The sequence below is a fragment of the Streptomyces sp. NPDC051662 genome (assembly GCF_040681655.1).
Taxonomy (GTDB): Bacteria; Actinomycetota; Actinomycetes; order Streptomycetales; family Streptomycetaceae; genus Streptomyces.
In genome coordinates this window covers 85,041-109,890 of sequence record NZ_JBFAZD010000011.1, presented here as the reverse complement: position 1 = coordinate 109,890, position 24,850 = coordinate 85,041, and the positions used below count along the sequence as shown (strand labels likewise).

25 protein-coding genes are annotated in these 24,850 nt (G+C 68.6%); 8 read left to right on the top strand and 17 right to left on the bottom strand.

Going from position 1 to position 24,850, the window contains the following annotated elements; translation table 11 throughout:
- Window positions 1-12: 12 nt before the first annotated feature.
- Complete coding sequence (locus AB0M67_RS20065) at window positions 13-1,062, top strand: aldo/keto reductase (RefSeq protein ID WP_365747172.1); 1,050 nt, start codon at window positions 13-15, stop codon at window positions 1,060-1,062.
- Window positions 1,063-1,183: 121 nt separating this feature from the next.
- Here AB0M67_RS20065 and AB0M67_RS20060 read toward each other — a convergent pair whose 3' ends face one another.
- The 14 genes from AB0M67_RS20060 to AB0M67_RS19995 all read right to left on the bottom strand — a co-directional run bounded on the left by AB0M67_RS20060 (window position 1,184) and on the right by AB0M67_RS19995 (window position 13,631).
- On the bottom strand, window positions 1,184-1,744 hold the full coding sequence (locus AB0M67_RS20060; RefSeq protein WP_365747439.1) for an OmpA family protein: 561 nt from the start codon (window positions 1,742-1,744) through the stop codon (window positions 1,184-1,186).
- Between the two features lie 95 nt (window positions 1,745-1,839).
- Window positions 1,840-2,439, bottom strand: coding sequence for a hypothetical protein (locus AB0M67_RS20055; protein WP_365747171.1), 600 nt, complete (start codon window positions 2,437-2,439; stop codon window positions 1,840-1,842).
- A 32-nt stretch (window positions 2,440-2,471) separates the two neighbouring features.
- The gene (locus tag AB0M67_RS20050; RefSeq protein ID WP_365747169.1) at window positions 2,472-3,149 is read right to left on the bottom strand and encodes a pilus assembly protein TadG-related protein; all 678 of its coding nucleotides are present in this window, start codon (window positions 3,147-3,149) and stop codon (window positions 2,472-2,474) included.
- Between the two features lie 2 nt (window positions 3,150-3,151).
- Window positions 3,152-3,388, bottom strand: a complete 237-nt coding sequence (locus tag AB0M67_RS20045; RefSeq protein WP_365747167.1) for a hypothetical protein — start codon at window positions 3,386-3,388, stop codon at window positions 3,152-3,154.
- 254 nt (window positions 3,389-3,642) lie between these two features.
- Window positions 3,643-4,731, bottom strand: a complete 1,089-nt coding sequence (locus AB0M67_RS20040; RefSeq protein ID WP_365747166.1) for a response regulator transcription factor — start codon at window positions 4,729-4,731, stop codon at window positions 3,643-3,645.
- A 54-nt stretch (window positions 4,732-4,785) separates the two neighbouring features.
- Complete coding sequence (locus AB0M67_RS20035; RefSeq protein ID WP_365747164.1) at window positions 4,786-6,123, bottom strand: histidine kinase; 1,338 nt, start codon at window positions 6,121-6,123, stop codon at window positions 4,786-4,788.
- A 94-nt stretch (window positions 6,124-6,217) separates the two neighbouring features.
- Complete coding sequence (locus AB0M67_RS20030) at window positions 6,218-7,102, bottom strand: DUF5936 domain-containing protein (RefSeq protein WP_365747437.1); 885 nt, start codon at window positions 7,100-7,102, stop codon at window positions 6,218-6,220.
- Window positions 7,103-7,133: 31 nt separating this feature from the next.
- A complete protein-coding gene (locus AB0M67_RS20025) occupies window positions 7,134-8,075 on the bottom strand; it encodes a type II secretion system F family protein (protein ID WP_365747162.1) in 942 nt (313 codons plus the stop codon).
- A gap of 95 nt (window positions 8,076-8,170) precedes the next feature.
- Window positions 8,171-9,511 carry a CpaF family protein gene (locus AB0M67_RS20020; protein ID WP_365747160.1) on the bottom strand — a complete coding sequence of 447 codons (1,341 nt, stop codon included), beginning with the start codon at window positions 9,509-9,511 and terminating at the stop codon, window positions 8,171-8,173.
- 103 nt (window positions 9,512-9,614) lie between these two features.
- Window positions 9,615-9,983, bottom strand: a complete 369-nt coding sequence (locus AB0M67_RS20015) for a TadE/TadG family type IV pilus assembly protein (RefSeq protein ID WP_365747158.1) — start codon at window positions 9,981-9,983, stop codon at window positions 9,615-9,617.
- A 3-nt stretch (window positions 9,984-9,986) separates the two neighbouring features.
- The gene (locus tag AB0M67_RS20010; protein ID WP_365747156.1) at window positions 9,987-10,499 is read right to left on the bottom strand and encodes a TadE family protein; all 513 of its coding nucleotides are present in this window, start codon (window positions 10,497-10,499) and stop codon (window positions 9,987-9,989) included.
- A 37-nt stretch (window positions 10,500-10,536) separates the two neighbouring features.
- Entirely contained in the window at window positions 10,537-11,793 is a 1,257-nt protein-coding gene (locus AB0M67_RS20005) for an AAA family ATPase (RefSeq protein WP_365747154.1), read from the bottom strand.
- A 7-nt stretch (window positions 11,794-11,800) separates the two neighbouring features.
- Window positions 11,801-12,511, bottom strand: coding sequence for a Flp pilus assembly protein CpaB (gene cpaB, locus AB0M67_RS20000; RefSeq protein ID WP_365747153.1), 711 nt, complete (start codon window positions 12,509-12,511; stop codon window positions 11,801-11,803).
- A gap of 250 nt (window positions 12,512-12,761) precedes the next feature.
- Window positions 12,762-13,631, bottom strand: a complete 870-nt coding sequence (locus AB0M67_RS19995; protein ID WP_365747151.1) for a hypothetical protein — start codon at window positions 13,629-13,631, stop codon at window positions 12,762-12,764.
- 346 nt (window positions 13,632-13,977) lie between these two features.
- Between AB0M67_RS19995 and AB0M67_RS19990 the strand changes: the two genes are divergently transcribed.
- The 5 genes from AB0M67_RS19990 (at window position 13,978) to AB0M67_RS19970 (ending at window position 19,069) form a co-directional block, all read left to right on the top strand.
- Window positions 13,978-15,522, top strand: a complete 1,545-nt coding sequence (locus AB0M67_RS19990) for a hypothetical protein (protein WP_365747149.1) — start codon at window positions 13,978-13,980, stop codon at window positions 15,520-15,522.
- 28 nt (window positions 15,523-15,550) lie between these two features.
- Entirely contained in the window at window positions 15,551-16,147 is a 597-nt protein-coding gene (locus AB0M67_RS19985) for a hypothetical protein (protein ID WP_365747148.1), read from the top strand.
- A gap of 9 nt (window positions 16,148-16,156) precedes the next feature.
- Entirely contained in the window at window positions 16,157-16,579 is a 423-nt protein-coding gene (locus AB0M67_RS19980) for a DUF3592 domain-containing protein (protein WP_365747147.1), read from the top strand.
- Window positions 16,580-16,717: 138 nt separating this feature from the next.
- A complete protein-coding gene (locus AB0M67_RS19975) occupies window positions 16,718-17,161 on the top strand; it encodes a hypothetical protein (protein ID WP_365747145.1) in 444 nt (147 codons plus the stop codon).
- A gap of 192 nt (window positions 17,162-17,353) precedes the next feature.
- Entirely contained in the window at window positions 17,354-19,069 is a 1,716-nt protein-coding gene (locus AB0M67_RS19970; RefSeq protein WP_365747143.1) for a glycoside hydrolase family 18 protein, read from the top strand.
- A gap of 140 nt (window positions 19,070-19,209) precedes the next feature.
- Here AB0M67_RS19970 and AB0M67_RS19965 read toward each other — a convergent pair whose 3' ends face one another.
- The 3 genes from AB0M67_RS19965 to AB0M67_RS19955 all read right to left on the bottom strand — a co-directional run bounded on the left by AB0M67_RS19965 (window position 19,210) and on the right by AB0M67_RS19955 (window position 22,221).
- Window positions 19,210-20,523 carry an Nramp family divalent metal transporter gene (locus AB0M67_RS19965; protein ID WP_365747141.1) on the bottom strand — a complete coding sequence of 438 codons (1,314 nt, stop codon included), beginning with the start codon at window positions 20,521-20,523 and terminating at the stop codon, window positions 19,210-19,212.
- A gap of 175 nt (window positions 20,524-20,698) precedes the next feature.
- The gene (locus tag AB0M67_RS19960; RefSeq protein WP_365747139.1) at window positions 20,699-21,271 is read right to left on the bottom strand and encodes a MaoC family dehydratase; all 573 of its coding nucleotides are present in this window, start codon (window positions 21,269-21,271) and stop codon (window positions 20,699-20,701) included.
- Between the two features lie 56 nt (window positions 21,272-21,327).
- Complete coding sequence (locus tag AB0M67_RS19955) at window positions 21,328-22,221, bottom strand: LysR family transcriptional regulator (RefSeq protein ID WP_365747137.1); 894 nt, start codon at window positions 22,219-22,221, stop codon at window positions 21,328-21,330.
- 112 nt (window positions 22,222-22,333) lie between these two features.
- Between AB0M67_RS19955 and AB0M67_RS19950 the strand changes: the two genes are divergently transcribed.
- Complete coding sequence (locus tag AB0M67_RS19950; RefSeq protein WP_365747135.1) at window positions 22,334-23,572, top strand: CaiB/BaiF CoA-transferase family protein; 1,239 nt, start codon at window positions 22,334-22,336, stop codon at window positions 23,570-23,572.
- Complete coding sequence (locus AB0M67_RS19945) at window positions 23,557-24,831, top strand: SLC13 family permease (RefSeq protein ID WP_365747133.1); 1,275 nt, start codon at window positions 23,557-23,559, stop codon at window positions 24,829-24,831. Before AB0M67_RS19950 ends, AB0M67_RS19945 begins: the two co-directional genes overlap by 16 nt.
- The last annotated feature ends 19 nt before the right edge of the window (window positions 24,832-24,850 follow it).

The following is a 24,850-nucleotide window of genomic DNA, read 5'->3' as shown; positions in this document are numbered from 1 at the left end:
AGGAGCTCCACCATGCGTTATCGCGTCCTCGGCGGCACTGGTATCGAGGTCAGCGCGTACTGCCTCGGCGCCATGATGTTCGGCGCCGTCGGCAACCCCGACCACGACGACTGCGTACGGATCGTGCACGCGGCGCTCGACGCCGGCGTCAACTTCGTCGACACCGCCGACATGTACTCCGCGGGCGAGTCCGAGGAGATCGTCGGTAAAGCCCTACGAGGCCGACGCGACGACGTGGTCCTCGCCACCAAGGTGCACTTCCCGATGGGCGAAGGCCCCAACCGGGGCGGCAACTCGCGCCGCTGGATCGTCCAGGAGGTCGAGGCGAGCCTGCGCCGACTGGGCACCGACTGGATCGACCTCTACCAGGTCCACCGCCCGGATCACCGGACGGACATCGAGGAGACGCTGTCGGTCCTGACCGACCTCGTACGGCAGGGCAAGATCCGTGCCTTCGGCTGCTCGTCGTTCCCGGCCGAGGAGATCGTCGCGTCCCATCACGTCGCCGAACGCCGCGGTCTGCACCGCTTCCGCACCAATCAGCCGCCGTACTCGCTGCTCGCTCGCGGCGTCGAGGCCGCCGTGCTGCCCGTCGCCCAGCGCACCGGCATGGGCGTGCTGACCTACTCGCCGCTCGCCTTCGGCTTCCTGTCCGGCGCGTACCGCAAGGGCGTCCCGACCGATCTGACCACCGGCCGACCCGCCCTCGCCCCCGCCCGCTTCGACCCGGAGATCCCGGGCAACGCGGCCAAGTACGAGGCGGTCGAGGAGCTGATCGCGCTCGCGGACGATCTCGGCCGCACCCTTCCCCAACTCGCGCTGGCCTTTGTCACCGCGCACCCCGCCGTCACCTCGGTGATCACCGGCCCGCGCACGATGGACCAGCTGACGTCCCTGCTCGCGGGCGCGGACCTGACACTCGACGACGCGGCGCTTGACCGGATCGACGCGATCGTACCGCCGGGTACGGACCTGTACCGCGCGGACGGGGCGTGGCAGCCGCGCCCGCTGACCGAGGCGTCGCTGCGGCGGCGGCCGGTGGGAGAGCGGGCGGCGGCCTAGCGGAGTAGGTCCCAAGTGGCGTCGTTCGCCAGGAAGGCGGGCGGGCCGGGAAGACGGGCGGGCCCGGAAGGCGACGTGGAATTCGTCGCCTTCCGGGCCCGCCACCACGTGGCTCGGAAGCCTACTGGCTCTCTCCGCGCGGGAAGGAGACCTCCACGCGGCGGTTCTTCTTGCGGCCTTCCTCGGTGCTGTTGTCCGCGATCGGGTACTGCTCGCCGTAACCGCGGATCTCGAACGTGATCCCGGCGGAGGTCAGTTGCCCCTGAAGGACACCGTGCACCGCCTCGGCGCGCTGCTTGGAGAGCACGTCCCCGTGCGCGGCGGAGCCGAGGTCGTCCGTGAAGCCGAAGACCCGGACCTTCGTCGCGCTCTGCTTCTTGATCTCCTCGGCGATGGCGGCGATACGGGAGTTCGCGGCGGACGACAGCCTGGCGCTGTCCTTGCCGAAGAGGACCTCGGCCTGGAGCGCGAACTTCACGTTCTCGTTCGTGTCCTCGCGGCGCTCTTCACCGCCCTCGGACTCGACGACCGAGATGATGTCGAGCACCTTGGCGGGCGCGAGGGTGGCGCCCGCGCGGAGCTTGAGGCCGGGGGCGTTGCCGTCCACCTCGGGCGGAGGCGCGGTCGACTCGGTGCCGGGTGGCGTACTGGGGGTCTCGTCGGCGTGGGCGCCCGCGGCCATGGTGAACTGCACGCTGGTGAAGAGCACGGCCGCGGCGAGTGCCGTCGCCGCCGGGCGCCTGGATGCCCTGCGTGCGCGGGGCGTCGTGGCACGCATCAGGAGATCTCAATCGTGGCGGTGGGCATCACCGGAACCTGGATGTCCACTTGGGTCGTCGAGGACGGCGGGGCAGGGAACTGCGCGAAGAACGTCACGCTGGTTCCCCCGTCCATACGGCTGATGCCGGTCGTGGTCAGCGGGTTCCCGTCGGTGTCGCGCAGGACGTAGTACCGCTTCTTCTCCGCTTTGTCCACGAGCGTGATGCCACCGAACGACCGGCCCTTGCCCTTGATCTGGGATTCCTGGCCGTTCCACTGAAGGGGCACCTGCTGGTTGTCGCCGGCGGTGTTCTTGACCGTTCCCGTGACGGTCAGAAAGCCGCCCTCGTCCCGGTCCGCCGTATGGATCAGAACCTGGAATCCATTGCTGCCGTTGATCGTTGCCAAGGTCTTGCTGGTGTCGGGGACCGTGGTACCGCCGCTCCCCTCACTCTCCTTGGGCTTGTCGTCGCCGGGAGCGGAGGACGATGCCCCGGCGCCCTGGTCCTTGTTGTCCGCGTCGCCGCCCCCACAGGCTGTCAGGGAGATGCTCAGCGCCACGACAGCGAGAGCGGCCCCGGCCGCCCTACGGGCCTTCGCCCCATGCCACAGACTCATTAATCCTGTTCCTTTGCGTTCACTCGCGGTGGTCAGTCCTGGGCCAGTCGGACGGAGAATAGATCGGCCGCCTCGGGGAGCAGGTTGAGATGCTCCGGATCGATCTCCCACGGATCGCCGCCACAGTCAAGTGAGCCCGGCGACACCTGTTCGGTGTCGTCCGGGTTGTCCTCCGGCGACTCGTCGCCGTCCGGTGGCGGATTCTCCTCATCCTCAGCATCCTCAGCGGGCTCGAAGGTGCACCGGGACTCCACGACCGCCGTGGCCCATGCCTCGGCCTTCTTGTCCGCGATTCCCGGCAGGATGGTGGCACCCATCGGCTTCTTGGTCCTGACGTGGACCTCGAAGCCCCACCTGTCCGACAGGGCGCTGCAGCCGGCTTCCTGGCCGTCCGTCACCAGAACGGCCTCGTTCCGGTCGGCGAAACGCTCCGCGACCTGGCATCCGATCTGTGACCCCGGGGGCTCGTCGTTGAAGATGTCGTCCAAGAACTCGGGGTTCAGCAGATTCTCCAGGACCGTGTCGACGACGAAGGCGTCACGGGACTCCTGGGCCGCTGCCAGGGCCGCGGCGTCCGCCGCGGACTGCGCACCACTGTGCTTCGCACCGGCCTGACCGACCGCGAAGAGCGCGAGCGCGAGAAAGAGCAGGCCCGCCACCATCGTGATGTAGATGGGAGCGGCCTGCCCTGCCTCACGGGAACGCTTCATGATCAGCCGGCGTCGAGGATCTCGCTGACCTTGTCCGACAGGCCACCCGCGATGTCGTCCGCCACACCGGTGCCCACGATGGCCACGATGATCAGCGCCACCAGAACGATCACGCCCACGTACTCGACGGCGCCCTGGCCCTTGTCGCTGCGGCGCTTCATCGCCGTGACGGCCGTGTTCGCCCAGGTGCCGACGTAGAGCTTGGCGTTGGTGGCGGCCTTCAGCGTGATGTTCGACATGGTGTTCTCCTCCGGTGTCGGCCGGCCGTGTTCCGGCCGACTCGTACGAGTCTTTGGTGTCACTCGCGTTTCCGGCTTCCTCCCGGCCGGTCTCGCTGGCGACATGAGAAACGTACGCCGGGGCAACACCCCGCAGCATGGGCCTGCGGGCCCAACTCAGGGCCCAACGCGAGGATTGGGCCCCGCCGGGTATGAGCGAGCCCGGCGTGCGGGAGCCCGCCGCCGTCCCGGACATCCGGTCGTCCCGCGCGCGTTCAGCCATGGCTCGTGGCCCCCCCACGCGCGATGCCGTGCCACAGGGCGATGGCCTCCCCGCGGCTGCCCGCGTTGAGCTTGGCGAAGATGCGGTTGATGTGGTTCTTGACGGTCTTCTGGCTGATGAAGCAGGCCGCGGCGATCTGCTGATTGGTCATTCCCGACCCGATCAGGTCCATGATCTCCACCTCCCGCTGGCTCAGTTCGGAGTACAGGGCCACCGAGGCCGCCCCGGACGGTTGCCGTCCCTGAAGAGAATGTCCCACATCTGCTTGCGAAAGCGAAGGGTCTTGAGCAAATTGTTGTGCGTTCAACTCCGAATCAACTACGCCAGCCTGGACATTCGTTGACGGAAAGTACGGCGGATGCCCCGGAGGCGTTGCATGTGCAGGCGCAGACGTTTGCTCGGGAATGCTTGGCGAATAGCCGGGGCCGGTGAACGCCGTACCCAGGCCCTCCGGCAGCTGCCCGCCCTCGGGCCGTCCGCCCGCGCCGCCCCGTACCGTCGCCAGCAGCGCGCTGGACGCCGAGTGGGTGAAGTGCGCCCTGCCCTGCTTGATGTCCCTTACGGCCTCGACCAGTTGGTCGGCCGTGAACTCACCGTGGACGAGATAGCCGCCCGCGCCCAGCCGCAGCGCCTCGTGGACGATCTCGCTCTCACGGCTGTACGTCATCATCAGGACCGGGGCCAGCCGCACCAGATGAGGCAGGGCGGAGATCCCGTCCACCCCCGGCATACGCACATCGAGCAGGATCACGTCCGGCCGGTGCTGTACGGCCTGTTCATACGCCTGGCGGCCGTCCTGGGCCTCCGCGACGACCTCGATGTCGTCGCGGCCGGAGAGCAGGACGGTCAGACCCGCCCGTACCACCGGGTTGTCGTCGGCGACCACGACGCGCAGGGGCGGCGCGGCCGGCATCGTATGGGGGAAGTCGGGGAGTTCTCCGGATGCCGCCGGCGGTGCGGAAGTGGGGACTCCGGCGGTCTGTTCCGAGCTGAGCGGTGTGGCGTGCGAGGACGTGTGCTGCGAGGCATGGGCCTGCTGCGTCCAGTGCTGCCCGGAAGAGCTGGAGATGTCGTCCGGCATGGCTGCGGCCTCCTCTCAAGTGTGGGGACGAGTGGGTCTCGGTTCAGGTTCGATTCAGTTCAGCTGCGGGACGGGGCTCTGCGGCCACTGTCCCCCTCCTGTAGGTCGCAGGGCGTTCAGCGGCAGTTCCAGCCGTACCTCCGTACCCTTCGCCGCCCGGCCCTTGCCGATGCGGATACGCGCCCCGATGGAGGCGGCCCGCTCGACCATGCCGACGAGGCCGAAGTGGCCGGCCCGCCGCAGATCTTCGAGGGTGGTTCCGGGCGGCAGGCCCTGCCCGTCGTCGTAGACACTGATACGCAGCAGATCCCCGGCCACACCGGCCGAGACGGTGACGAATTCGGCCTTCGCGTGGCGCTGCGCGTTCTCCATCGCCTCGGTGGCGATGATCAGCGCGTGCCGGGCCACGGCGTGCGGCATCTGCGGTACGGACACGTCACCGAGCTGCCGGAAGGTGGCGGTGATGCCGTGGCGGCGGCCGAAGTCCTCGGTGCGGGTGCGGAGTTCTCCCAGGACATCGACGCCTCCGTCCAGTCCTGACTCCCGTCGCAGGTCCGAGAGCAGCTCCCGCGATTCGGCGGCGGCCCGGCGCGCCGAGCGTGCCACCAGTTCGGCCTGGTGCTTGACGGTGCGCGGTTCCATCCGGTCGGCCGAGCTCGCCAGCCCGTCCGCCGCCATGGCCAGACCGTGCAGCGTCTTGGCCACCGAGTCGTGCATCTCACGGGCGAGCCTGGCGCGTTCCTCCTCGACCGCGCCGCTCACCGCGAGCCGGGCGCGGGCCTCGGTCAGAGCCTGGCTCGCGGTGCCGAAGCCGAGCATCAGATTGCGCAGAGTGCTGCCTATCGCACCCGCCATGACGCACAGCCCGGGCAGCAGCAGGGCGTTGAAGCCCGCCTCCGCCTCGTTGTTGACGGCGTACGCCCCGGCGACGATCAGCGACTGGAGTACGGCGAAGAACGCGGCGCCGCGCCAGCCGTACACCAGCCCGGCGAGCAGCGGGGTGCACATGGTGACGTACGCCAGTGTCGAGTCCGGGGAGGCCGTGGCCAGCAGCAGGGCGCCGAAGAGCATGTCGGCGGCGAGCAGTGCGGGGTGGCGGAGCAGAAAGGGTCCGAAGCGCTCCCAGTCGCGCAGCAGGACGTACGAGACCATGAAGGTGACGAGCACGGCCGAGCCGACGAGCACGGTCGCCACCCCCGATGCCGTACTCCTGAGGGCGAAGGGTGCGGCGAGCGCGATCATCGCCAGCCGGAACCCGAAGACCTGCCGGCACAGCGCCTGAAGGGCGTTCACCTGGATCGGCAGCGCCGGCACGTGCTTCGGGTCGGCGGTGGCCGAACGCGGCACCTCACTGCTGTTGCCGCCGGTGAGAATGAGGGTCTTCTGGGCCATGATGGGGGTCACCTCCCGTACTGGGGATCGGGCTCACGCGTCATTGGTCGCCGGTGCCGAGGTCGCCGGTGCTCTATTCGCCGTCGTGGGGTCACTAGCCGAGAATGTCCCCGAAGTCGACCCCGGAACCGTAGTAGAAGCTGAGAACGATCAGCACCATGGTGGCCGGGAGCATGACCATCGTGACGACGAGCGTGGTCTTCGGAATGGCCTGGGCGGCCCGGCGCCGCGCGTTCTGCGCGTCGGTGCGGCGCATGTCGTTGGCGATCTGTATCAGGGTGTCCACGATCGGGGCGCCGAGCTCCTCGCCCTGCTGGAGCGCGGTGACGAACATCGACACCTGCTCGGAGGCGTTGCGCTTGCGGAGCTGGTCGAACGCCTCGCGCCGGCTGACGCCCATGTCCATCTGCCGCAGAGTGATGCGGAGTTCGTCGGCCCAGGGGCCCTTGTACTTCTCGGCGACACGCTCCAGCGCCTGCCGGAAGCCGAGACCGGCGGAGACGACGACGGCGAGGACGTCGAGGAAGTCGGGCAGGGTGCGCTCGATGTCCTCCTTCCTGCGGGCGATGTGCGAGCGGATGATGACGTCCGTCCACACCAGGCCGTACGCGAGGGCCACCAACGCGATGATCGGCTGGCCCCGCACGAGGAGCGCCAGCGCGGCGAACACGCCGAGGAAACCGTAGACGGCGCGCCGGGCGGCGTAGCGGTCCACCGTTATACCGCCGGGGTTGCCCGCCATGTCGAGGCGGCGGCGCAGCGCGTCGACGCGCTTGGGTCCCATCATGCGGAGCACGGACGGGGCGTAGCGCATCCCGAGCCGGTCTATGCCGGAGCCGACGGCGGTGGTGCGGGTGGCGCCGACCTCCAGGGCGACGGCGAGGTCGCCGGGCAGTTTGGCGTCGGCGCGATAGATACGGAGGCCCTGGAACACCCCGTAGACGGACAGTCCGACAACGATGGCAAGCAGCAGACCCATCATGTTCTCTCCTCCTTCCTCGGACGCGGACTCAGACCTGGACCCGGGACATACGCTGGATCAGGAAGAAGCCCACGCCGTACATCGCGAAGGCCACCACGACCCCGGCCTGGCCGAGCACCGATCCCGTCATCTTGTCCAGTGCTCCGGCGGACATGGCATTGATCACCAGCAGGAAGCCGAGTCCGAGCATGGGCACCGCCACGGCGGTGACCCTGATTTGGGAGAGCATGGTCTTGACCTCTCGGCGGGTTTCCTTGCGCTCGTCCAGCGTCTCGGTGAGGTTGCGCAGCGAACTCACCACCTGGCCACCGGCCCGGCTGGAGAGCACCAGTGTGGTGACGAGGACGACCAGCTCGCGCGAGGGCAGCCGGTCGGCCAGCTCGCCGAGCGCGTCGTCCATGGAATGACCGACGGCGAGCTGGTCGGCGACTTTGCGCAGTTCCTCGCCCGCCGGGTCGTCGAGCTCCTCCGCCGCCATCGCGAGCGCGGTGCGCAGCGCCAGACCGGCCTGGGTCGCGTTGGCGAGCACCCGGGTCAGCTCGGGCAACTGGTTGATGAAGGCTTCCGTGCGCTTGGTGCGCTGCCAGTTGAGGAAGGCGTTACCGCCCCAGACGCCGATCAGCGCGGCCAGGACGCCGAAGAACTGGGCGAAGATCGCGCCAATGGTGAAGTACAGGGCGAGCAGCCCGGCCACGACGTACACGAAGTACTCGCCGGGGGTCAGATCAAGGCCCGTCACCGCGATCTTGCGCTCGATGCGCCTGCCGAGCTTCGTCGTACGGAGCCACTCGTCGATGCCGACGAAGCGCCGGCGGCGGCCGGAGACCGTATTGGTCTGTCCCGTCTGGGACATGCGCGCGACGAGTACCTGCCGCTGGGCCTTGCCCGACGAGTAGACGTGCACGCCGATCACGGCGAGCACACAGGTGAGCAGCGTGACGCCGACCGTCAGGAGCGGAAGATTATCCATGTCGTGCGGGACCTTCTCGGTGGACGAGGTGGAGAGTGGAGAGGGGACGGTGGAGAGGAGGGGACGGTGTCGGGGCGGGGCGACGTCGGACCGGTTCAGGCCGCCGATTTGCGTACGGCCAGCTCCTCGTCGGCGGCAGCGACCCCGAAGGCCGGAGGGACGGGTTCGCTCCTGAGGTAGAGACGTTCGGCGATCCGGCGCGGCAGAGGGTAGTACTCGAACTTCCCGTGCACCCGGCCCTCCGGGGACATGGGCTGGGCGATATAGCGGCAGACGGAGACGATCCGGTACTCCTCGCGGCCGTATGAATCCACGATGGCGATCTCGGTCACCCGGCGGGAGCCGTCGGCGTGCCGGGTGAGCTGCACGATGACATCGACGGCGCTGTTGATCTGGTCCTTGATCGCCACGAACGGGATCTCGACCTCCGACATGGAGGCCAGGGTCTGGAGTCGCATCAGCGCGTCCTCGGCGCTGTTGGCGTGGACGGTGGCGAGCGAGCCGTCGTGGCCGGTGGACATCGCCTGGAGCATGTCGAGCGTCTCGCCGCCGCGGACCTCACCGACGATGATGCGGTCGGGGCGCATACGCAGGGAGTTGCGTACGAGGTCGCGGATGGTGACCTGGCCCTTGCCCTCCACGTTCGAGGGGCGGCTCTCCAGCGTGATCACATGGGACTGCTGGAGCTGGAGCTCGGCGGAGTCCTCGATGGTGACGATGCGCTCGCCGTCGGGGATGAGTCCTGAGAGGGAGTTGAGCAGCGTCGTCTTCCCCGTACCGGTGGCCCCGGAGACGATCACATTGAACTTCGCGCGCACCAGGCCCGACAGCAGGATCATCATCTGCTCGTCCAGCGAACCGAGGCTGATCATCTCCTGGAGGGTGAAGGCCCTCGGGAAGCGCCGGATGGTGAGGATGGGTCCGGTCAGCGAGAGCGGCGGAATGATCACGTTCACCCGCTCACCGGACGGCAGTCGGGCGTCGACCATCGGATTCGCCTCGTCCACACGGCGGTTGACCGTGGAGACGATGCGCTCGATGGTCTGCATCAGCTGCTCGTTGGAGGTGAACCGCATCGGCAGCTGCTCCAGCCGGCCGCCGCGCTCGACGAAGACCTGGTCCGCGCCGTTCACCATGATCTCGCTGATGGAGGCGTCTTCGAGCAGGGGCTCCAGGATGCCGAGGCCGAGGGCCTCGTCGACGACCCGGCGGATGAGCTGGGTCCGCTCGATGGTGGAGAGGACCGGGCCCTCCCTGCTGATGATGTGGCTCAGGACCCGCTCAAGGCGGGCCCGGCGCTCGGCCGCGGCGAGCGCGGACATCTCGGCGAGGTCGATCTCCTCCAGGAGCTTGGCGCGGTAGACCCCGACGAGGAGACTCTCCTCGCTGTGCCCGTTCGTCGGCTCGGGGCTGTTGATGCGCGCCCGCAGGCTCATGTCCTCAACTCCCAGGTTCTGCTGGTGTGCTCGGGTGGTGCGGCGATGCGATGGTGATGCGTCGCGGCCGTGGCCGGTGTGCGGCGGCGGCCGGACGGCCGGGTCAGTCGAGGGGCATGGTGGCGCTCCTCCTGGCCTCGCCGAAATCGAAGACCTTGGGCAGGAGGGAGGGGACCTTGACCTTCGCGGTCACCGTCACCTCGTCGCCGTTGATGCTCGGTTCGGGGATGTCGACCGTCAGCCACTCGCTGGTCGCGGCCCGGCCGGCCGCTTGAGCTGAGGTGTTGACATCGTTGTACGACTCGGCGCGGGCAGCCGCCCGTGCCGCCGTACTCGCCTGCTGTACGGCGTACGCGGCCAGCCCGAGCTGGATCGCGGCGAGGGCGACGAGGAGCAGCAGGGTGATGACCCCGACGTATTCGAGGGCGACCTGTCCCCGTTCGCGCGCGTCGCGCGCTGTGCGCTTCACCATGGGTCAGCTCTCCCTTACGGCCGAGGCATGGCCCGGGACGGTGATCGGGATGTTGAAGCCGGGGAAGAGCACCGGCACTTCGAGGTCGACCTCGGCCTTCACCAGGTCTTCGCCGTCGCCCTGGCAACGGATCTCGGCGTTCCAGGCCTCGGGCAGGTCCTCGGTCCCGGCGCGCTCACACGCCTCGTTCCGCGTCTCCGACTCCGCTACCGTGCCCGCCCGCACCGCCTCGTCCGCCGCGTTGCCCGCCAGCGAGAAGGTGTAGCCGACCAGGGCGGCCTGCCAGAGCAGGATCACCGTGCCCAGGATGATCGGGACCATGCCGACGAACTCGACGGCGACTTGCCCCCGGTCGTCACATGGCCACGCACCGCGCGGCCGGTCCTCGCGGAGCCGCGGTCGCTCAGCGCGCGAGCGGCCGGTGAACCGGCTCCGGCCGCGGCTCCACCGGCTGCCCGGCCGGACAGGATCCAGGGCCTGTCCGTATGGTCGTATGTCTGTTCTCGGGACACTCATGCGTCAACGCTCCCCCTCCGGTGGTGGGCCGGCCTCATCAGTCCTGCTGCCTCGATCGTCCGCGCAGGACCCCGACCGATCCGCGGTCCCCCTTGAGCTTGGTGTTCTTCTCCCCGCCTTCGGGTGCCCTCACCAGCCCCAGCTCCCCGGCCAGCCCCCACATCGCCTGCTTCACCGTGGACTTGGACTCCAGATCCTGCATCCGGCCCGCGTCGACGGCGGCCTGCAGCTCCTTGAAGTTGGCCGGGATCGTCACGCGGGCGACGCGGGTGCTGGTGATCCGTTCGATCAGCGGCGGCTGGATCTCGGTGCTGCGCGTATGGCGGTTGACGACTATCACGGTCTCCTCCGCCTTGCGGATCTGGAGCCGGTCCCACAGCCGCACCATGCGCTTGGCCGCCCGGACCGAGACGACATCCGGGGTCGTCAGCAGCAAGGTGGTGTCGGCCATCTCGATCGCGGCGGCGTTGGCGCTGTTCATCTGGGTGCCGCAGTCGATGACGACGACCTCGTAGCGGTTGCGGAGCGCGCTGACGATCTGCCGTACGGACCGTTCGTTGACCTCCTCGCCGCGCTCCCCCTCCCCCGGCGCCAGCAGCATCCCTATCCCGCTCGGGTGGAGGTAGACCGCGTCCTGGAGCACCCGGGGAGATATGTCCTGGATGGAGGCGAGGTCCACGATCGACCGGCGGAACTGCACATCGAGATACGAGGCGATGTCGCCGGCCTGAAGATCGAGGTCCGCGAGTGCGGTGTTCATGCCGGACGCCCGTGCCGCCAGCGCCAGCTGGACGGCGACCATGGTCGTACCGACGCCGCCCTTCGCGCCGCTGACCGTGACGACCGTACCGCCGGGGCCGGTGAACACGTCCGCGCCCTGGCCGAGGTGGCGTCGTACCCCCACCGACCAGGCCGCCGCCGCCTGTACGCGCTGGGCGAGTTCCTCGTACGAGAGCGGCAGCCCGACCAGACCGCGGGCGCCGGAGTCCATGGCCGCCGCGAAGAGGCCGGGTCCGGCGTCCGTGGTGACGAGGATGACGCCGACGGCCGGGAAGCGCAGGGCCACTTCCCTGATCAGTTCGAGCGCCGGTACCGGACCGATCCGCTCATGGACCAGGACCACTTCCGGCAGCTCGTCGATCGACTCGGCGGCCAGCCTGGCCAGCGTGTCGATCAGCGAGGTGGAATCACCGACGGGGGCGGCCGGCTCGGCGTCGGGGAGCTGGCTGAGCAGCGTGGTGATGGACCGCGCGGCATCGGCGTCCCCGACTACCGGCAGGATTCTGGTGCTCATACGTCCCTCACTTGTCCCCTTCGAGGGTGTAGGTGTTCTCCCCCGGGCGCAGCGTGGTGGGGCTGCCGTCGGCGAGGAGCGCGAGGCGTACGTGCTTCGCGAAGGACTCGGCGTACGCGACGCGCTGGGCGTCCTTGGTCTTCAGCGCGAAGGTGATCGGGACAGCTTTGGTGGCGGCGCTGCGGCTGCTGTTGCTCTCGTCGGGCTGCAGCGCGGTGAGCTTGCCGACGTCGAGGACCTTGGCGTTGGGAACGATGATCCGGGACTCGGCCGCGGCGTCCCGGCTCTCGCCGGCGAAGGTCGCGAAGATATTCACCAGGTCGCCGGGGAGGATCTTCCCGGCGACACCGGTCGACGCGTCGATCATGATCGCGATCTCCTGCTCGTCATTGGCGAGCGCGGGCCGATTGACGATCATGTCGTCCTGAAGCAGCGAGCCCTGCTTGAGCTGGGTGACGGCGATCTTTCCGTTGACGACGGCCAGATCGGTCACCGCGTTCTCGGAGAGCCAGCGCTTGGGCATGCTGATCTTCTCGAACTGGCCCTCGTTGAGCGGGGTGTACGGAGCGACATCCGCCTTCAGGCGGTACGCGTCCACCTCGGGTCCGACCTTCGAATTCACGTCGCTTATCACGGAGAGGACACCGGCGAACGCGGCGAAGGCGCAGAGGACCGAGAGAAGAAGGAGTATGACGCCGCGGCGTTGCCGTGAATTCATGAGCGGTACAACCTCGTTCGGTGACGTGAGTGTGAGGGCGGAGTGTGGGTACTCGGCCTGGGGGCCCGGCATGCGAGCCGATGGTGAAGGCTGAGTGTGCGGTCGGTGCGTGAAGTCCGAGTGAGGAGTGGGGCGTCGGGTCGGTGGGTATCCGGAGTCGGGGGAGGCGACGGAACCCCGGGGCCGGAGGGCGCGCAGAGAGCGCTTCCGGTCACGCGCGACGCCGCACGTGGTGTTCCGTCCAGATGATCTAGGTGGCTGTTCCCTGATTCAAGACACCCGTTGTGCCCATTTGGTTCTCCGGCGGCGCCAGCGGAGCGGAACAGAATCCGCAGCGGTCACCTATGAGTTCGATACCGCACCAGGAACACACCTCTCTTCGCACGGAGGAGACCAGCTGATAGAGAACGGAGATATCAGGCAGAAAGGCGGCGAACTCCACCATCTTGGAAGTTCCCCACCAGCGTGGTGAATCCGCCGGGAGGGCGCTCTCCTGGATTCCCTGGACGCGCCACGCGGGCGCGAGGGTCTTGGTCACCCAGTCGGATTGCGACTGCCCCTTGCCGACGATCAGTTGGGTCCCGAAGTCGGGGCCGGCCAGTTCACCGGACCCGCCGATCTTGATCAGTTGGGGCGACGGATTGGCGAGCACCCCGAACTGGGACCCGGGCACCCAGGACTTGGCATGGGTCTTGAGGCTCACGGGCACCCGGTCGAGCCTGGTCACGGAGTTGAGCAGCGCCCCGGCGTAGATGTAGTGCGAGAGCAGCCGGGCCGCGGAAGCGACGATTCCGGCACTGAAGTCACAGATGGACAATTGCCGCAGCTGGCGCACGAGTACGGCCACGCCGAGCGGCGGCAGATCAAGTTTGAGAAGCGCGATCCGGTCCGTCTCCAAAACCGACCGGACGGTGTGCAAGCGTCGTTCATGAGCCGCCGAGATCGACGCGGGATAGAGCGCCACGACATAGCCGTGCTGCTCCACGAGGACCTGTGTATCGGCGAGCGCGGCGTCCAGTGGCTGGGCGTCGGGTGACTGGAGCAGCGCCGCGGTCGGCGTCTGCTGGTCCGTCGGTGGTAGCACCAGATCAGGACTGGTGACAGCAATCGCGGTCGGCACGCTGGTTCCCCGTTCGGCTCCGGCCGCCGGAGTCCCGACGGCCGCAGTTCTCCCCTGCTGGGCGCTTCTGCTTCAGCACTTTATCCACCTCGTACTGTGCAGAGAACACCTATCAGATGACGATGCCAAGGGCGCGGGCGGCTACCTCCGGCAAAGCCGGACGAAGCAGTCAGCTGTTCACTGCCGTTTCAACTAATATTTCATTTCGTCGAATTCCGCATCCAATCGCTCGACTTTGGGCCCGAGTTGGGCCCACGGACCCACGAACGGGCAACACCCGCGCCCGTACGCTCCCATTCCGATTCCGCGTGCGAAAGGCACTCGGTCACGGAGGGGGACGGGCCGGATGAGACGCCGGACAGGACGACAGACGCCGGGCCACGGGCGCGACCGAGGGGCCACGGCCACCGAGTACGCGGGCGTGATCGTGGTCGTGGCGGCGGTCGTCGGGGCGCTGGTCGGTACGGGAGTCGACCGGACCCTCGCCGACGGTCTGCGCTGTCTGATCACCTTCAGCGGCCCCTGCGGCTCGCGCGGCGGCGGAGGGCAGGACCAGTCCGCGCCCAGGACCGACGCCGACTACGAACCGCCGCTCTGTCAGATCTCCTCCGTCACCGACAAGGCCGGGGCCAAGGCGAAGGTCCTCTTCATCGAGTGGGGCGAGGAATACGGCTTCCAGCAGACGACGTTCCAGTCCAACAAGGACCTCAACAAGGACGGCAAGGTCGACGCGAACGACCAGCAGGTCATGATGACGTTCACCGACGCCGCCTCCGTCGCCGCCAAGAAGGACTGGAAACCCGGCGCGAAGATAGGCAAGTTCGGTACGGACAAGGTCGAACTCGGCGCCGGGATCAAGGTCACCAACGGCGACACCTGGGTCTTCGACAGCGAGGAGCAGGCCGCGTCGTTCCGTGCCGACATCGAGGAACTCAAGACGTACGAGCTGGCCAACCGCAACACCAACGCGCGCGGCGGCGGCCTCGGCAACAGCATCCTCTATCTCTTCGGCAAGGGCCCGATGGCCAAGGAGGAGGAGCTGCGCGAGCGCATCGAGGAGAAGCTCGGCAACCGCCACATCAGCTACGGCAAGGTCGGCCTGGAGGCCGCCGCGGCGGGCGGGCTCAAGGTGTCCCCGGGCGACGAGAAGAAGCTGAGCGCCACCCTCGGCGGCAACTTCAAGTTCTCGCCCGAGGTGACCTGGACCGACAACAGCTTCAAGGGCACGAAGGCATACACGTACAGCGCGGCGATCGAGTACGGCGGCAAGGTCGGGTACGAGGCCGGGCCCCTCAGCGGGGACTCCGCCGCGTCCACCACGCTTACCGGCACGATCACCGTCACGCACGACAAGAAGACCGGTGAGCTGCTGCGCGTCGACATGACCCGCACGGTCGAGAAGGGCGCCACGAAGGACGGCGCGAAGGCCGGCGGGGACAACGGCGGGAGCGGCGACGACAAGCGCGGTGGCAGCGGCGGGGCGAAGGGCACCGACGGGTCCACCGGTATCGAGGTCGTCACCAACTCGGTGGTCATCCCGCCGGGCTCCGACGGCGACGAGCAGCGCCGGATCGCCCAGGAGTGGCTGGACGGCCACGGGGACAACGCCGCGCCCTTCACCTACATGTTCGACGACCACGCGCCGACGAAGCGCCCCGGCGCGGACGATCCGTTCGGGCGGCTGCTCTTCGACGAGGGGCTCTCCAGCCGGACGAACTACACCGGGGAGACGGAGGCCGCGGAGTACGGCTTCGAACTGAACCTGGGGCTCAGCCTCGGCTTCTCGGTCTCCACCGAGAAGAAGGAGGAGACGCTCGACAAGGCGGAGTTCCTGGGGGCACCCCACGGGGACGGCCGCACCTATCTCCCGTACAGCTACTGTGCGAACTGACCCGGCAGGCGACAGGAGCACACCCGCCATGAGGACACCCGCCATGACCACCGCCACCAGCCCGAACAGCCCGAACAGCGGGAAGGCACCGCGGTGGCCGGCCGCTGCCGCCGCCTGCGCCGCCGTCGTCGCGCTGGTGGCCGGATGCGGTACGGACACGACGGCCGGCGTGGTGCCGGAGGGCTGGGGCACGCTCAGGACCTCGGCGGTCACGGTCGCCCATCCGCCGGCCTTCACACCGCAGAGCGCCGGTGAGCGGAGCGAGTACAACGCGGCGGCGGCGACGCTCGCGGAGGACGGCAAGGACATCGGGATGATCACCGTCCAGCTGGACTTCACCCACGCGGACTCGGTGGAGGAGGCGGCGATCGGCGCCGAGGCGGGCATAGCCCTCGGCTCGACGCTGGGCGAGCAGCGGAAGATCGAGGTCGCCGGCCCCGAGGGCGGGACGGAGGCCAGACGCATCGACTTCGAGTTCACCGAGAAGGGCTCCCGGATCAAGGGCGTGATCGTCGCGGGACTGGACTCGGCGAAGAAGTCCTACGCGGTACGGGTCGACGCGGCCAAGGGGAGACTCGGCGACGGCGACCTCACGAAGATCATCGACTCGATCACCCTCACCTAGGCGGCTGTCATGGACATCCCAGGCGGTGACCATGTCTTCTTCGGGGGCATGACCCTGCTCTTCGGCTGGATGGCGGCCCACTACGCCCGACGACTGGCGGCGGTGGCACGCGCGCTCCGGGCGGGCGGCCGGGCCCCCGGCGTCTGCGTACGCGTCGAGAGCGAGCCGTACAACCGCTCGGACGCGCGCCGGTACGTCTTCTCCTTCCGCACCCCGGACGGGCGGAGCGTCGAGTTCGAGGATCTGGCGACGGGCGCGGTGCGGGTGGGTACGCGGGTCACTGTGGCGTACGACCCGGCGGCCCCCGAGCGCAGCGCGACGGTCGCGGGGCGCGGCAACTGGTCACCGGTGGCGCAGTACGCGCTGCTGGTGACGGGGTGCGCGCTGGCGGCGGCCTGCTTCGCGGCGGTGCTGGTGTTCACGGCGATCTGAGACACGTCAGGGCGGTTCAAGGCGCCCACCCGGGGGCCGCGACTCCCGGGTCCTGGAAATCAAACAGCGAAACGATCTGAAGCACGGGGATTCGATGCACGGCGAACTGTTCACCCATCCGTTCGGAGGCGAGAGGCGATGACGCGGTACGACTACCCGAGGGCGCCCGCGCGCCGGGACGACGGAGGCGGAGCGCCGGTCCTCGCGATCATGCGCGCCTGGGCGGCCGGCATCGTCATGCTGCTCCTCACGGAGTACCTCCAGGCCACGCTGGTCTACGACCATCTGGCCTCGGACGAGAAGCTGGAGACGTACCTCGGCCGCCTGCTGCTGATCCATCTGCCGAACGCGACCTGTATCGCGGTCGCCGCCTGGGCGGCGGGACGCGCCCACCGGGACCCGTTCCGCGACGCCAGGGCGCAGCATCTGACGGCGGTCCTGACCGTGCCGGTGGCCGCGCAGGCCCTCAACCTGTCGCTCCAGTGGGAGGACCTGGCGGCCGAGGGGCTGCTGATGTCGAACGCGGTGCTGGTGGTCGGGTGCGTGACGGGTTACGCGGTGGAACGGCTCCAGGAGGACTGAGGTCCGGGGACTGAGCTCCGGGACTGACGCGTGGAGAGCCGGCTTCCGGGGCGCTGCCGCCGCCCCTCCGTATACGACCTGCTGCCACAGGTCTTGACAACTTGATTGGTCTGGACCAGTTTTACGCCCGACGGTGGCCACCGTTCCCCCTCTCACGTACCTCCATCCCCGAACCCCAGCCGGAGGCAGCAAGTGGAACGTGCACCAGGCGGCAGAGGACGTATCAGAACCTGGGTCGGCGGGACGGTGGCCCTGCTGGCCGCCGGCGCGCTGAGCCTGACCGGGCTCACCGGCACCGCGCAGGCCGCCGACATCAACGTGGCCAAGAACGCGGGCTTCGAGTCCGGGCTCACCAACTGGACCTGCTCCGCGGGCAGCGGGGCCACCGTCGGATCCCCCGTGCACGCGGGCGCCGCCGCGCTCCGGGCCACCCCCGCCGGCCAGGACAACGCCAAGTGCGTCCAGGCGGTCGCCGTACAGCCCAACTCGACGTACACACTGAGCGCCTGGGTCCAGGGCGGCTACGCGTATCTCGGGGCCGAGGGAACCGGCACCACCGATGTGTCGACCTGGACGCCGGACAGCACCGGCTGGAAGCAGCTCACCACCACCTTCAGGACCGGCGCCTCGACCAGGTCCGTGACCGTCTACACCCATGGCTGGTACGGGCAGAGCCCCTACTACGCCGACGATGTGTCCGTCTTCGGCCCCGACGGCGGCGGAGGCGGCGACCCCGAGCCCCAGCTACCGGGCGCGCCCTCCGGGCTGGCGGTCGGTTCGGTGACCTCGTCGTCCGTGACCCTCAACTGGAGCGCGGTGTCGGGCGCGACCGGCTACAACGTCTACCGGGCCGGTACGAAGGTCCAGTCGGCGAGCGGCACTTCCTCGACGGTGACGGGGCTGGCCGCTGACACCTCGTACGACTTCCAGGTGACCGCCACCAACGCGGCCGGCGAGTCCGCGAAGTCCGCGACCGTCACCGGCAGAACCGCCCAGAGCGGCGGCGGCAACCCGGGCAACCCGGCCGTACCGAAGCACGCGGTGACCGGCTACTGGCAGAACTTCAACAACGGCGCCGCCGTCCAGAAGCTCCGTGACGTGCAGTCGCAGTACGACATCATCGCCGTCTCGTTCGCCGACGCGACCACCACGCCCGGCCAGATCACCTTCAACCTCGACCCGGCCGTCGGCTACGCCTCGGTCGCCGACTTCAAGGCGGACATCGCCGCGAAGAAGGCCGCGGGCAAGTCGGTGATCATCTCGGTCGGCGGTGAGAAGGGCACCATCTCCGTCAACAGCGACGCCTCCGCCACCAACTTCGCCAACAGCGCCTACGCACTGATGCAGGAGTACGGCTTCAACGGCGTCGACATCGACCTGGAGAACGGCCTCAACTCCACCTATATGACAAAGGCTCTGCGCCAGCTGTCCGCGAAGGCGGGCGCGGGCATGGTGCTGACGATGGCACCGCAGACCATCGACATGCAGTCGACGGCGGGCGAGTACTTCAAGACCGCGCTGAACGTGAAGGACATCCTCACCGTCGTCAACATGCAGTACTACAACAGCGGCTCCATGCTCGGCTGCGACGGCAAGGTCTACTCCCAGGGCTCCGTCGACTTCCTCACCGCCCTCGCCTGCATCCAGCTCGAAGGCGGACTCGACGCCTCACAGGTCGGCCTCGGCGTCCCCGCGTCCACGCGTGGCGCGGGCAGCGGCTACGTGGATCCCTCCATCGTGAAGAACGCGCTGGACTGTCTGACGAGGGGCACGAACTGCGGTTCGTTCAAACCCGCCAAGACCTACCCCGGCCTGCGCGGCGCCATGACCTGGTCCACCAACTGGGACGCGACGGCGGGCAACGCCTGGTCCAACGCGGTCGGCCCGCACGTCCACGGCCTCCCGTAGTCCCGTCGCACCCGTAGTCCGCACCACCACCCCGAGCCCCCCACAGGGCCGGCAGCGCCGTCGAACCCCACCCGACGGCGCTGCCGTGTGTCCGGCGCCGGAGGAGTCGCGGTAAGCGCCCGAGGCGAGACGTAAGCCCCCTACCAGGGAATGTCCCGCACCTGCTGCACGCACAGCACCACGAACAGCAGCCCCGCCGCCGACAGCATCACATTGCTCAGAACGCCGTTCCGCCATTCCTTGGGCGTACGCGACGAGTTGAGCAGCCACACCAGCGTCAGCGCCAGGAACGGCATGAAGAACGCGCCCAGCACGCCGTAGACGACCACCAGGCCGAACGGCTCGTCCAGGAAGAGGAGCGAGATCGGCGGGAAGGTCAGCCAGAGCAGATACGCGCGGAACGGTACGGAGCGTTCGCGCTCGCCGGCGGCGACCTCCTCCGTGGTCCTCCTCGACTCGTCCGCCGCCGCCCCCACGCGGTCCTTGCGGATCCGTTCCACGAAGTCCGCGAACATCAGGCTCACGCCGTGCCAGACACCGATGAGCGACGAGAAGGACGTGGCGAAGAAGCCGACCAGGAACAGCTTGGCGGTGGTCGCGCCGAAACGGTCCTCCAGGATCGTGCCGAGGTCGATCAGACCGCGGTCGCCCTTGGTCAGGGCGATCTGGGAGGAGTGCAGCAGCTCGGCGCCGATGATCAGCATGGCGACGACGAAGAGGCCGGTGGTGATGTACGCGACCCGGTTGTCGAGGCGCATCACCTTCATCCAGCCGGTGTTGGTCCAGCCCTTGGCGTTGACCCAGTAGCCGTACGCGGCCATGGTGATCGTGCCGCCCACCCCGCCGATCAGGCCGAGCGTGTAGAGCAGTGAGCCGTCAGGCAGGACCGGGAGCAGACCCGCGAAGCTCGCGCCGACGTCGGGGACGACACGGATCGCGACGTACACGACGACCACGAACATCACGCCGATCAGGACCGTCATGACCCGCTCGAAGACGGCGTACTGGTTGAACCAGACGAAGACGAGCCCGATCAGCCCCGTGATCACCGCCCAGGTCTTGAGCCCCGGCCCGTCCGGGAAGAGCGCGACGATCGGGAGCGCGCTGGAGGACATCGCCGTGGCGCCGTAGACGAAGCCCCAGACGAGGACGTACACCGCGAAATACACGGTGGTCCAGCGGCCCAGACTGCGCCAGCCCTCGAAGAGGGTGCGGCCGGTGGCGAGATGCCAGCGGCCGGTGGCCTCGGCGAGGGAGATCTTGACGACGCAGCCGATGACCGCCGCCCACATCAGGGTGTAGCCGAACTTGCTGCCCGCGATGAGCGTGGCGACCAGATCGCCCGCGCCCACACCGGTCGCCGCGACGACGATGCCGGGGCCGATATACGTCCAACTCGACTTGCGCGGAAGGGAGACGGCCTCATTCGTGCCGGTGTCCGTGGTGTCTGCCATACGTGTTGTCGCCTCCCGCTTGTCTCCGTACGTGACCCGAGTCACCAAAGCGGGGTGACGATGATCGCGCAAGAGGGCCTGCCGTGAGGGTTCGGTGGCGGGAGCCCGAGCCCCGGCGGTATGAGCCGTCGGTCAGCCCGGACCGAGCGCGGCGAGCGTGCCTGATCCTCGCCGGTCACTCACCCAGGCCGGCGGCCTTGCGGGATCGTTCGTCCCAGACGGGCTCCACGGCGGCGAAGGTGGGGCCATGGCCTCGGCGGTAGACCATCAGGGTCCGCTCGAAGGTGATGACGATGACGCCGGTCTGGTTGTAGCCGATCGTCCGCACGGTGATGATCCCTGTTTCCGGGTGGCTCTTCGACTCCCGGGCCCCGAGGACTTCGGACCGCGAGTAGAGGGTGTCGCCCTCGAACACGGGATTGGGCAGGCGTACGCGGTCCCAGCCCAGGTTGGCCATCACGTGCTGGGATACGTCGGTCACGCTCTGCCCGGTGACCAGTGCCAGTGTGAAGGTGGAGTCCACGAGCGGTCTGCCCCACTGTGTTCCCGCGGAGTAGTGCCGGTCGAAGTGCAACGGGGCTGTGTTCTGCGTGAGAAGGGTCAGCCATGAGTTGTCGGTTTCGAGCACAGTGCGCCCCAGGGGGTGCCGGTAGACGTCGCCGACGGTGAAGTCCTCGAAGTACCGGCCGGTCCAGCCCGGCACGGGCTGCGGTGCGGATGTGTCCTCTGCGCGGCTCAGGGTGGTCATGCGCTCATTGTTCGGAGTCTTGAACGCGTCTGTGAAATAGCGAATCTTCACCGACACTATGCGTTTGACGCATGGGAGGTGGAGCAGATGTAGTCGAGGAAACGTCGGACCACGGGCGAGCGGATACCCGACACGGGAGTGATGACGCCTACTGTCCTCACGGCTTCCGCCTCGTCCAGAGCGACCGCGACGACGGGCCCCCGCCGGTCCACCGGACAGCCCGTGGTGGGCGTGATGGCAATGCCCAGGCCCGCCCCGACCAGGGAGCGCAGGGTGCTCAGTTCCGTACTTTCCAGAGTGACCCGCGGGATGAAGCCGGCAGCCGCACAGAGCCTGTCGGTGATCTGACGCAAACCGAAGACCGGCTGAAGAGCGACGAAGGACTCTTCGGCCAGGTCGGCCATCTTGACCCGCCGCCGCACGGCCAGCCGGTGGCCGGCCGGAACGAGGACGCACAGAGGCTCCTCCCGCAGCGGTATCCACGCAAGGTCGTCCCCGGCCGGCCGCGGGCCGGTCAACCCCATGTCCAGGCGCCCCTGCCGGACGCCGTCCACCACCGAGTCGGCGGCATCGCCCCGCAACTCGAACGTGGTCCGCGGGGCGATGGAGCGGTATCCGGAGAGCAGTTCGGGCACCAGCCACGTCCCATAGGAGTGCAGGAACCCGAGCACCACGGTGCCGGCGTCCGGGTCGACCAGTGCGGCGACGCGCTGCTCCGCTGTCTCGATCTCAGCGATGGCACGCAAGGCGTGAGCGCGGAAGACCTCGCCGTACTTGTTCAGCCGCAACCGGTTCTGCTGCCTGTCGAACAGGGGCACGCCGACGCGAGCCTCCAGCCTCCTGATCGCCCGGGACAGTGTCGGCTGGGAAATGTTCATCCGCTCCGAGGCCAGGGTGACGTGTTCGCACTCGGCCAGCGCCGTGAACCATTGCAGCTCCCTGATCTCCATGCACGGACTATACGCCGGACGCATGGACTGTGGAGAAGATCGTCATTTCACAGCGGGCGGCCGTGGCTGGAAGGTGTCCTCACATCCATCAGGACTCCATGGGAGGGACCCCATGTCCGAGCCGCATTCCCCCGAGGACGACGTTCCGCACGACCGCACGGCCGAACTGTTGGCCGGGCTGGTCGTCGTATCACTTGAGCAGGCCGTCGCCGCCCCGTTCGCGACGCGGCAGCTCGCCGATCTGGGCGCGCGCGTCATCAAGATCGAACGACCGGGCAGTGGTGATCTGGCGCGGGGCTACGACCGTACCGTGCACGGCATGTCCAGCCATTTCGTCTGGCTCAACCGGGGCAAGGAGAGTGTGCAGATCGATGTCCGCTCGCCGGAGGGCAACCGGCGGTTGCACGATCTGGTCGACCGTGCCGATGTCCTGGTCCAGAACCTGGCTCCGGGTGCCGCTGCCCGGCTGGGTATCGGGCACTCCGCCCTCGCTCTCAGCCATCCCCGCCTGATCACCTGCGACATCTCCGGCTACGGCAGCAGCGGCGGTTACCGGGACCGCAAAGCCTACGATCTCCTGGTCCAGAGCGAGGCCGGACTGCTGTCCATCACCGGCACCCCCGACACACCGTCGAAGGTCGGCCTGTCGATCGCCGACATCTGCGCCGGGATGTACGCCCACTCCGGCATCCTCACCGCCCTGCTGAAACGGGCCCGTACCGGCCGCGGGTCCCGGATCGAGGTCTCCATGCTGGAGGCGCTGGGCGAGTGGATGGGATATGCCGAGTACTACACCCGCTACGGGGGGACGGCGCCGGAACGAACAGGTGCCGGCCACGCCACGATCGCCCCCTACGGTCCGTTCCTCACACGGGACGGGCAGACCATCGTGCTGGGGCTTCAGAACGAGCGGGAGTGGGCCTCCTTCTGCGAGACCGTCCTGCGCCGCGACGATCTGCGCGGTGACAGCCGGTTCACCGGAAACGCCGACCGGGTGGCGCACCGGGCCGAACTGGACGAGCTGGTACGCGAGGTGACGGGAAGCCTCTCGGGCGAGGAGCTGGTGAACCGCCTGGAGGAGGCCCGGATCGCCTACGCGCGCCAGCGCGGCATGCGGGAGTTCAGCGACCACCCCCAATTGCGCGAGCGCGGCCGGTGGGCTTCTTTCGACAGCCCGGTCGGACCACTGACGGGGCTGATCCCGCCGGTCACCTTCCACGGCGAAGCGGACGGCCCTTCGCGTCTGCGGCCCGTTCCGGGGCTGGGCGAGCACACCGAGGCTGTTCTCACCTGGCTGGCCGCCTCCCCGTCCGGCACGCGCGAGGAAGGTGCGCCATGCCCACGGAACTGATCGGCGTGCTGGTTCTCGCGGCTGTCTTCATACTGTCCAGCCTGCGGGGACTGAACATGGGCGTACTGGCCCTGGTGGCAGCCTTCTTGCTGGGCTGTGTCTGGCTGGGCCGCACTCCCCAGCAGGTGCTGGACGGGTTTCCCGCGGAGATGTTCGTCGTCCTTGTCGCGGTGACGTTCCTGTTCGGGACAGCGCGGGTCAACGGGACCGTGGAGTGGATGGTGCACGCCGCCCTGCGGGGAGCGGGTGAGCGCCTGGCCGTCCTGCCCTGGGTCCTGTTCGGCTTGGCCGCATTGCTGTGTGCGACGGGGGCGGCGTCTCCCGCGGCCGTCGCCATCGTCGCGCCCATCGGCATCACCTTCGCCGTGCGGCAGGGCGTCAACCCTCTCTTTGTCGGTCTGATGGTGGTCAATGGGGCTGCCGCGGGCAGTTTCGCGCCGACCGGCGTCCTGGGCGGCATCGTCAATTCCACTCTCGACAACCATGGTCTGCACGCGAGCAGTTGGCAGCTGTTCGCGGGCACGTTCGCCTTCAACGTCGCCGTCGGCGTGGTCACTCAGCTGGTCTTCGGGCGCGGGCGTACCCGACAGCAGGCGGGCGCCGACACCGGCTCCGGCATCGGCTCCGGCTCCGGCTCCGGCTCCGAAGGCTCGATGGCTTCGGCGGTCACGCTGGGAGCGGAGCAGGCGACAACACTGGGTGCGATGCTCGCCCTGGTGCTGGGGACCACCGTCCTCTCCCTGGACACCGGCTTTCTCGCTCTCTCGCTGGCCGCCGCACTGGCCCTGTTGTTCCGGCGCACAGCCCGCGAGGCGTACCAGGAGATCGCCTGGCCCGTCGTCCTGCTGGTCTGCGGGATCGTCACCTACATCGCGCTCCTGCAGAGCCTGGGCGTTGTCGACTCCCTGGGGCGGATGATCGCGGGGATCGGTGCGCCGCTGCTCGCCGCACTGATCATCTGTTACGTGGGCGGCGTCGTCTCGGCCTTCGCCTCCACCACCGGCATTCTGGGCGCTCTGATGCCGCTGGCGGTTCCCTTTCTCGCCTCCGGGGCCATCGGGACAACCGGCATGGTGATCGCCCTGGCCTCAGCGGCCACTGTGGTCGATGCCAGTCCCTTCTCCACCAACGGTGCCCTGGTCGTCGCCAACACCCCCGAGCACCAGCGGGACGGCGCCTACCGCGGGTTGCTGCGCTGGGGAGCGGGTGTGTGCGTACTGGCTCCCGTGGCCGCCTGGCTGATCTTCGTGGTCGTCTGACCCCCGCCCCGCCCGACAA

What these genes read in the sequence shown, in the direction of transcription:
- AB0M67_RS20060 (WP_365747439.1), bottom strand. Translation starts at nt 1,744, where the DNA reads ATGGCCGCGGGCGCCCACGCCGACGAGACCCCCAGTACGCCACCCGGC.
- AB0M67_RS20035 (WP_365747164.1), bottom strand. Translation starts at nt 6,123, where the DNA reads ATGGCCCAGAAGACCCTCATTCTCACCGGCGGCAACAGCAGTGAGGTG.
- AB0M67_RS19955 (WP_365747137.1), bottom strand. Translation starts at nt 22,221, where the DNA reads ATGGAGATCAGGGAGCTGCAATGGTTCACGGCGCTGGCCGAGTGCGAA.
- AB0M67_RS19985 (WP_365747148.1), top strand. Translation starts at nt 15,551, where the DNA reads ATGAGGACACCCGCCATGACCACCGCCACCAGCCCGAACAGCCCGAAC.
- AB0M67_RS20005 (WP_365747154.1), bottom strand. Translation starts at nt 11,793, where the DNA reads ATGAGCACCAGAATCCTGCCGGTAGTCGGGGACGCCGATGCCGCGCGG.
- AB0M67_RS19980 (WP_365747147.1), top strand. Translation starts at nt 16,157, where the DNA reads ATGGACATCCCAGGCGGTGACCATGTCTTCTTCGGGGGCATGACCCTG.
- AB0M67_RS20020 (WP_365747160.1), bottom strand. Translation starts at nt 9,511, where the DNA reads ATGAGCCTGCGGGCGCGCATCAACAGCCCCGAGCCGACGAACGGGCAC.
- AB0M67_RS20015 (WP_365747158.1), bottom strand. Translation starts at nt 9,983, where the DNA reads ATGGTGAAGCGCACAGCGCGCGACGCGCGCGAACGGGGACAGGTCGCC.
- cpaB (WP_365747153.1), bottom strand. Translation starts at nt 12,511, where the DNA reads ATGAATTCACGGCAACGCCGCGGCGTCATACTCCTTCTTCTCTCGGTC.
- AB0M67_RS20050 (WP_365747169.1), bottom strand. Translation starts at nt 3,149, where the DNA reads ATGAAGCGTTCCCGTGAGGCAGGGCAGGCCGCTCCCATCTACATCACG.
- AB0M67_RS20025 (WP_365747162.1), bottom strand. Translation starts at nt 8,075, where the DNA reads ATGGATAATCTTCCGCTCCTGACGGTCGGCGTCACGCTGCTCACCTGT.
- AB0M67_RS20030 (WP_365747437.1), bottom strand. Translation starts at nt 7,102, where the DNA reads ATGGGTCTGCTGCTTGCCATCGTTGTCGGACTGTCCGTCTACGGGGTG.
- AB0M67_RS20065 (WP_365747172.1), top strand. Translation starts at nt 13, where the DNA reads ATGCGTTATCGCGTCCTCGGCGGCACTGGTATCGAGGTCAGCGCGTAC.
- AB0M67_RS20010 (WP_365747156.1), bottom strand. Translation starts at nt 10,499, where the DNA reads ATGAGTGTCCCGAGAACAGACATACGACCATACGGACAGGCCCTGGAT.
- AB0M67_RS19950 (WP_365747135.1), top strand. Translation starts at nt 22,334, where the DNA reads ATGTCCGAGCCGCATTCCCCCGAGGACGACGTTCCGCACGACCGCACG.
- AB0M67_RS19975 (WP_365747145.1), top strand. Translation starts at nt 16,718, where the DNA reads ATGACGCGGTACGACTACCCGAGGGCGCCCGCGCGCCGGGACGACGGA.
- AB0M67_RS19965 (WP_365747141.1), bottom strand. Translation starts at nt 20,523, where the DNA reads ATGGCAGACACCACGGACACCGGCACGAATGAGGCCGTCTCCCTTCCG.
- AB0M67_RS19990 (WP_365747149.1), top strand. Translation starts at nt 13,978, where the DNA reads ATGAGACGCCGGACAGGACGACAGACGCCGGGCCACGGGCGCGACCGA.
- AB0M67_RS19960 (WP_365747139.1), bottom strand. Translation starts at nt 21,271, where the DNA reads ATGACCACCCTGAGCCGCGCAGAGGACACATCCGCACCGCAGCCCGTG.
- AB0M67_RS19945 (WP_365747133.1), top strand. Translation starts at nt 23,557, where the DNA reads ATGCCCACGGAACTGATCGGCGTGCTGGTTCTCGCGGCTGTCTTCATA.
- AB0M67_RS20045 (WP_365747167.1), bottom strand. Translation starts at nt 3,388, where the DNA reads ATGTCGAACATCACGCTGAAGGCCGCCACCAACGCCAAGCTCTACGTC.
- AB0M67_RS20040 (WP_365747166.1), bottom strand. Translation starts at nt 4,731, where the DNA reads ATGCCGGACGACATCTCCAGCTCTTCCGGGCAGCACTGGACGCAGCAG.
- AB0M67_RS20055 (WP_365747171.1), bottom strand. Translation starts at nt 2,439, where the DNA reads ATGAGTCTGTGGCATGGGGCGAAGGCCCGTAGGGCGGCCGGGGCCGCT.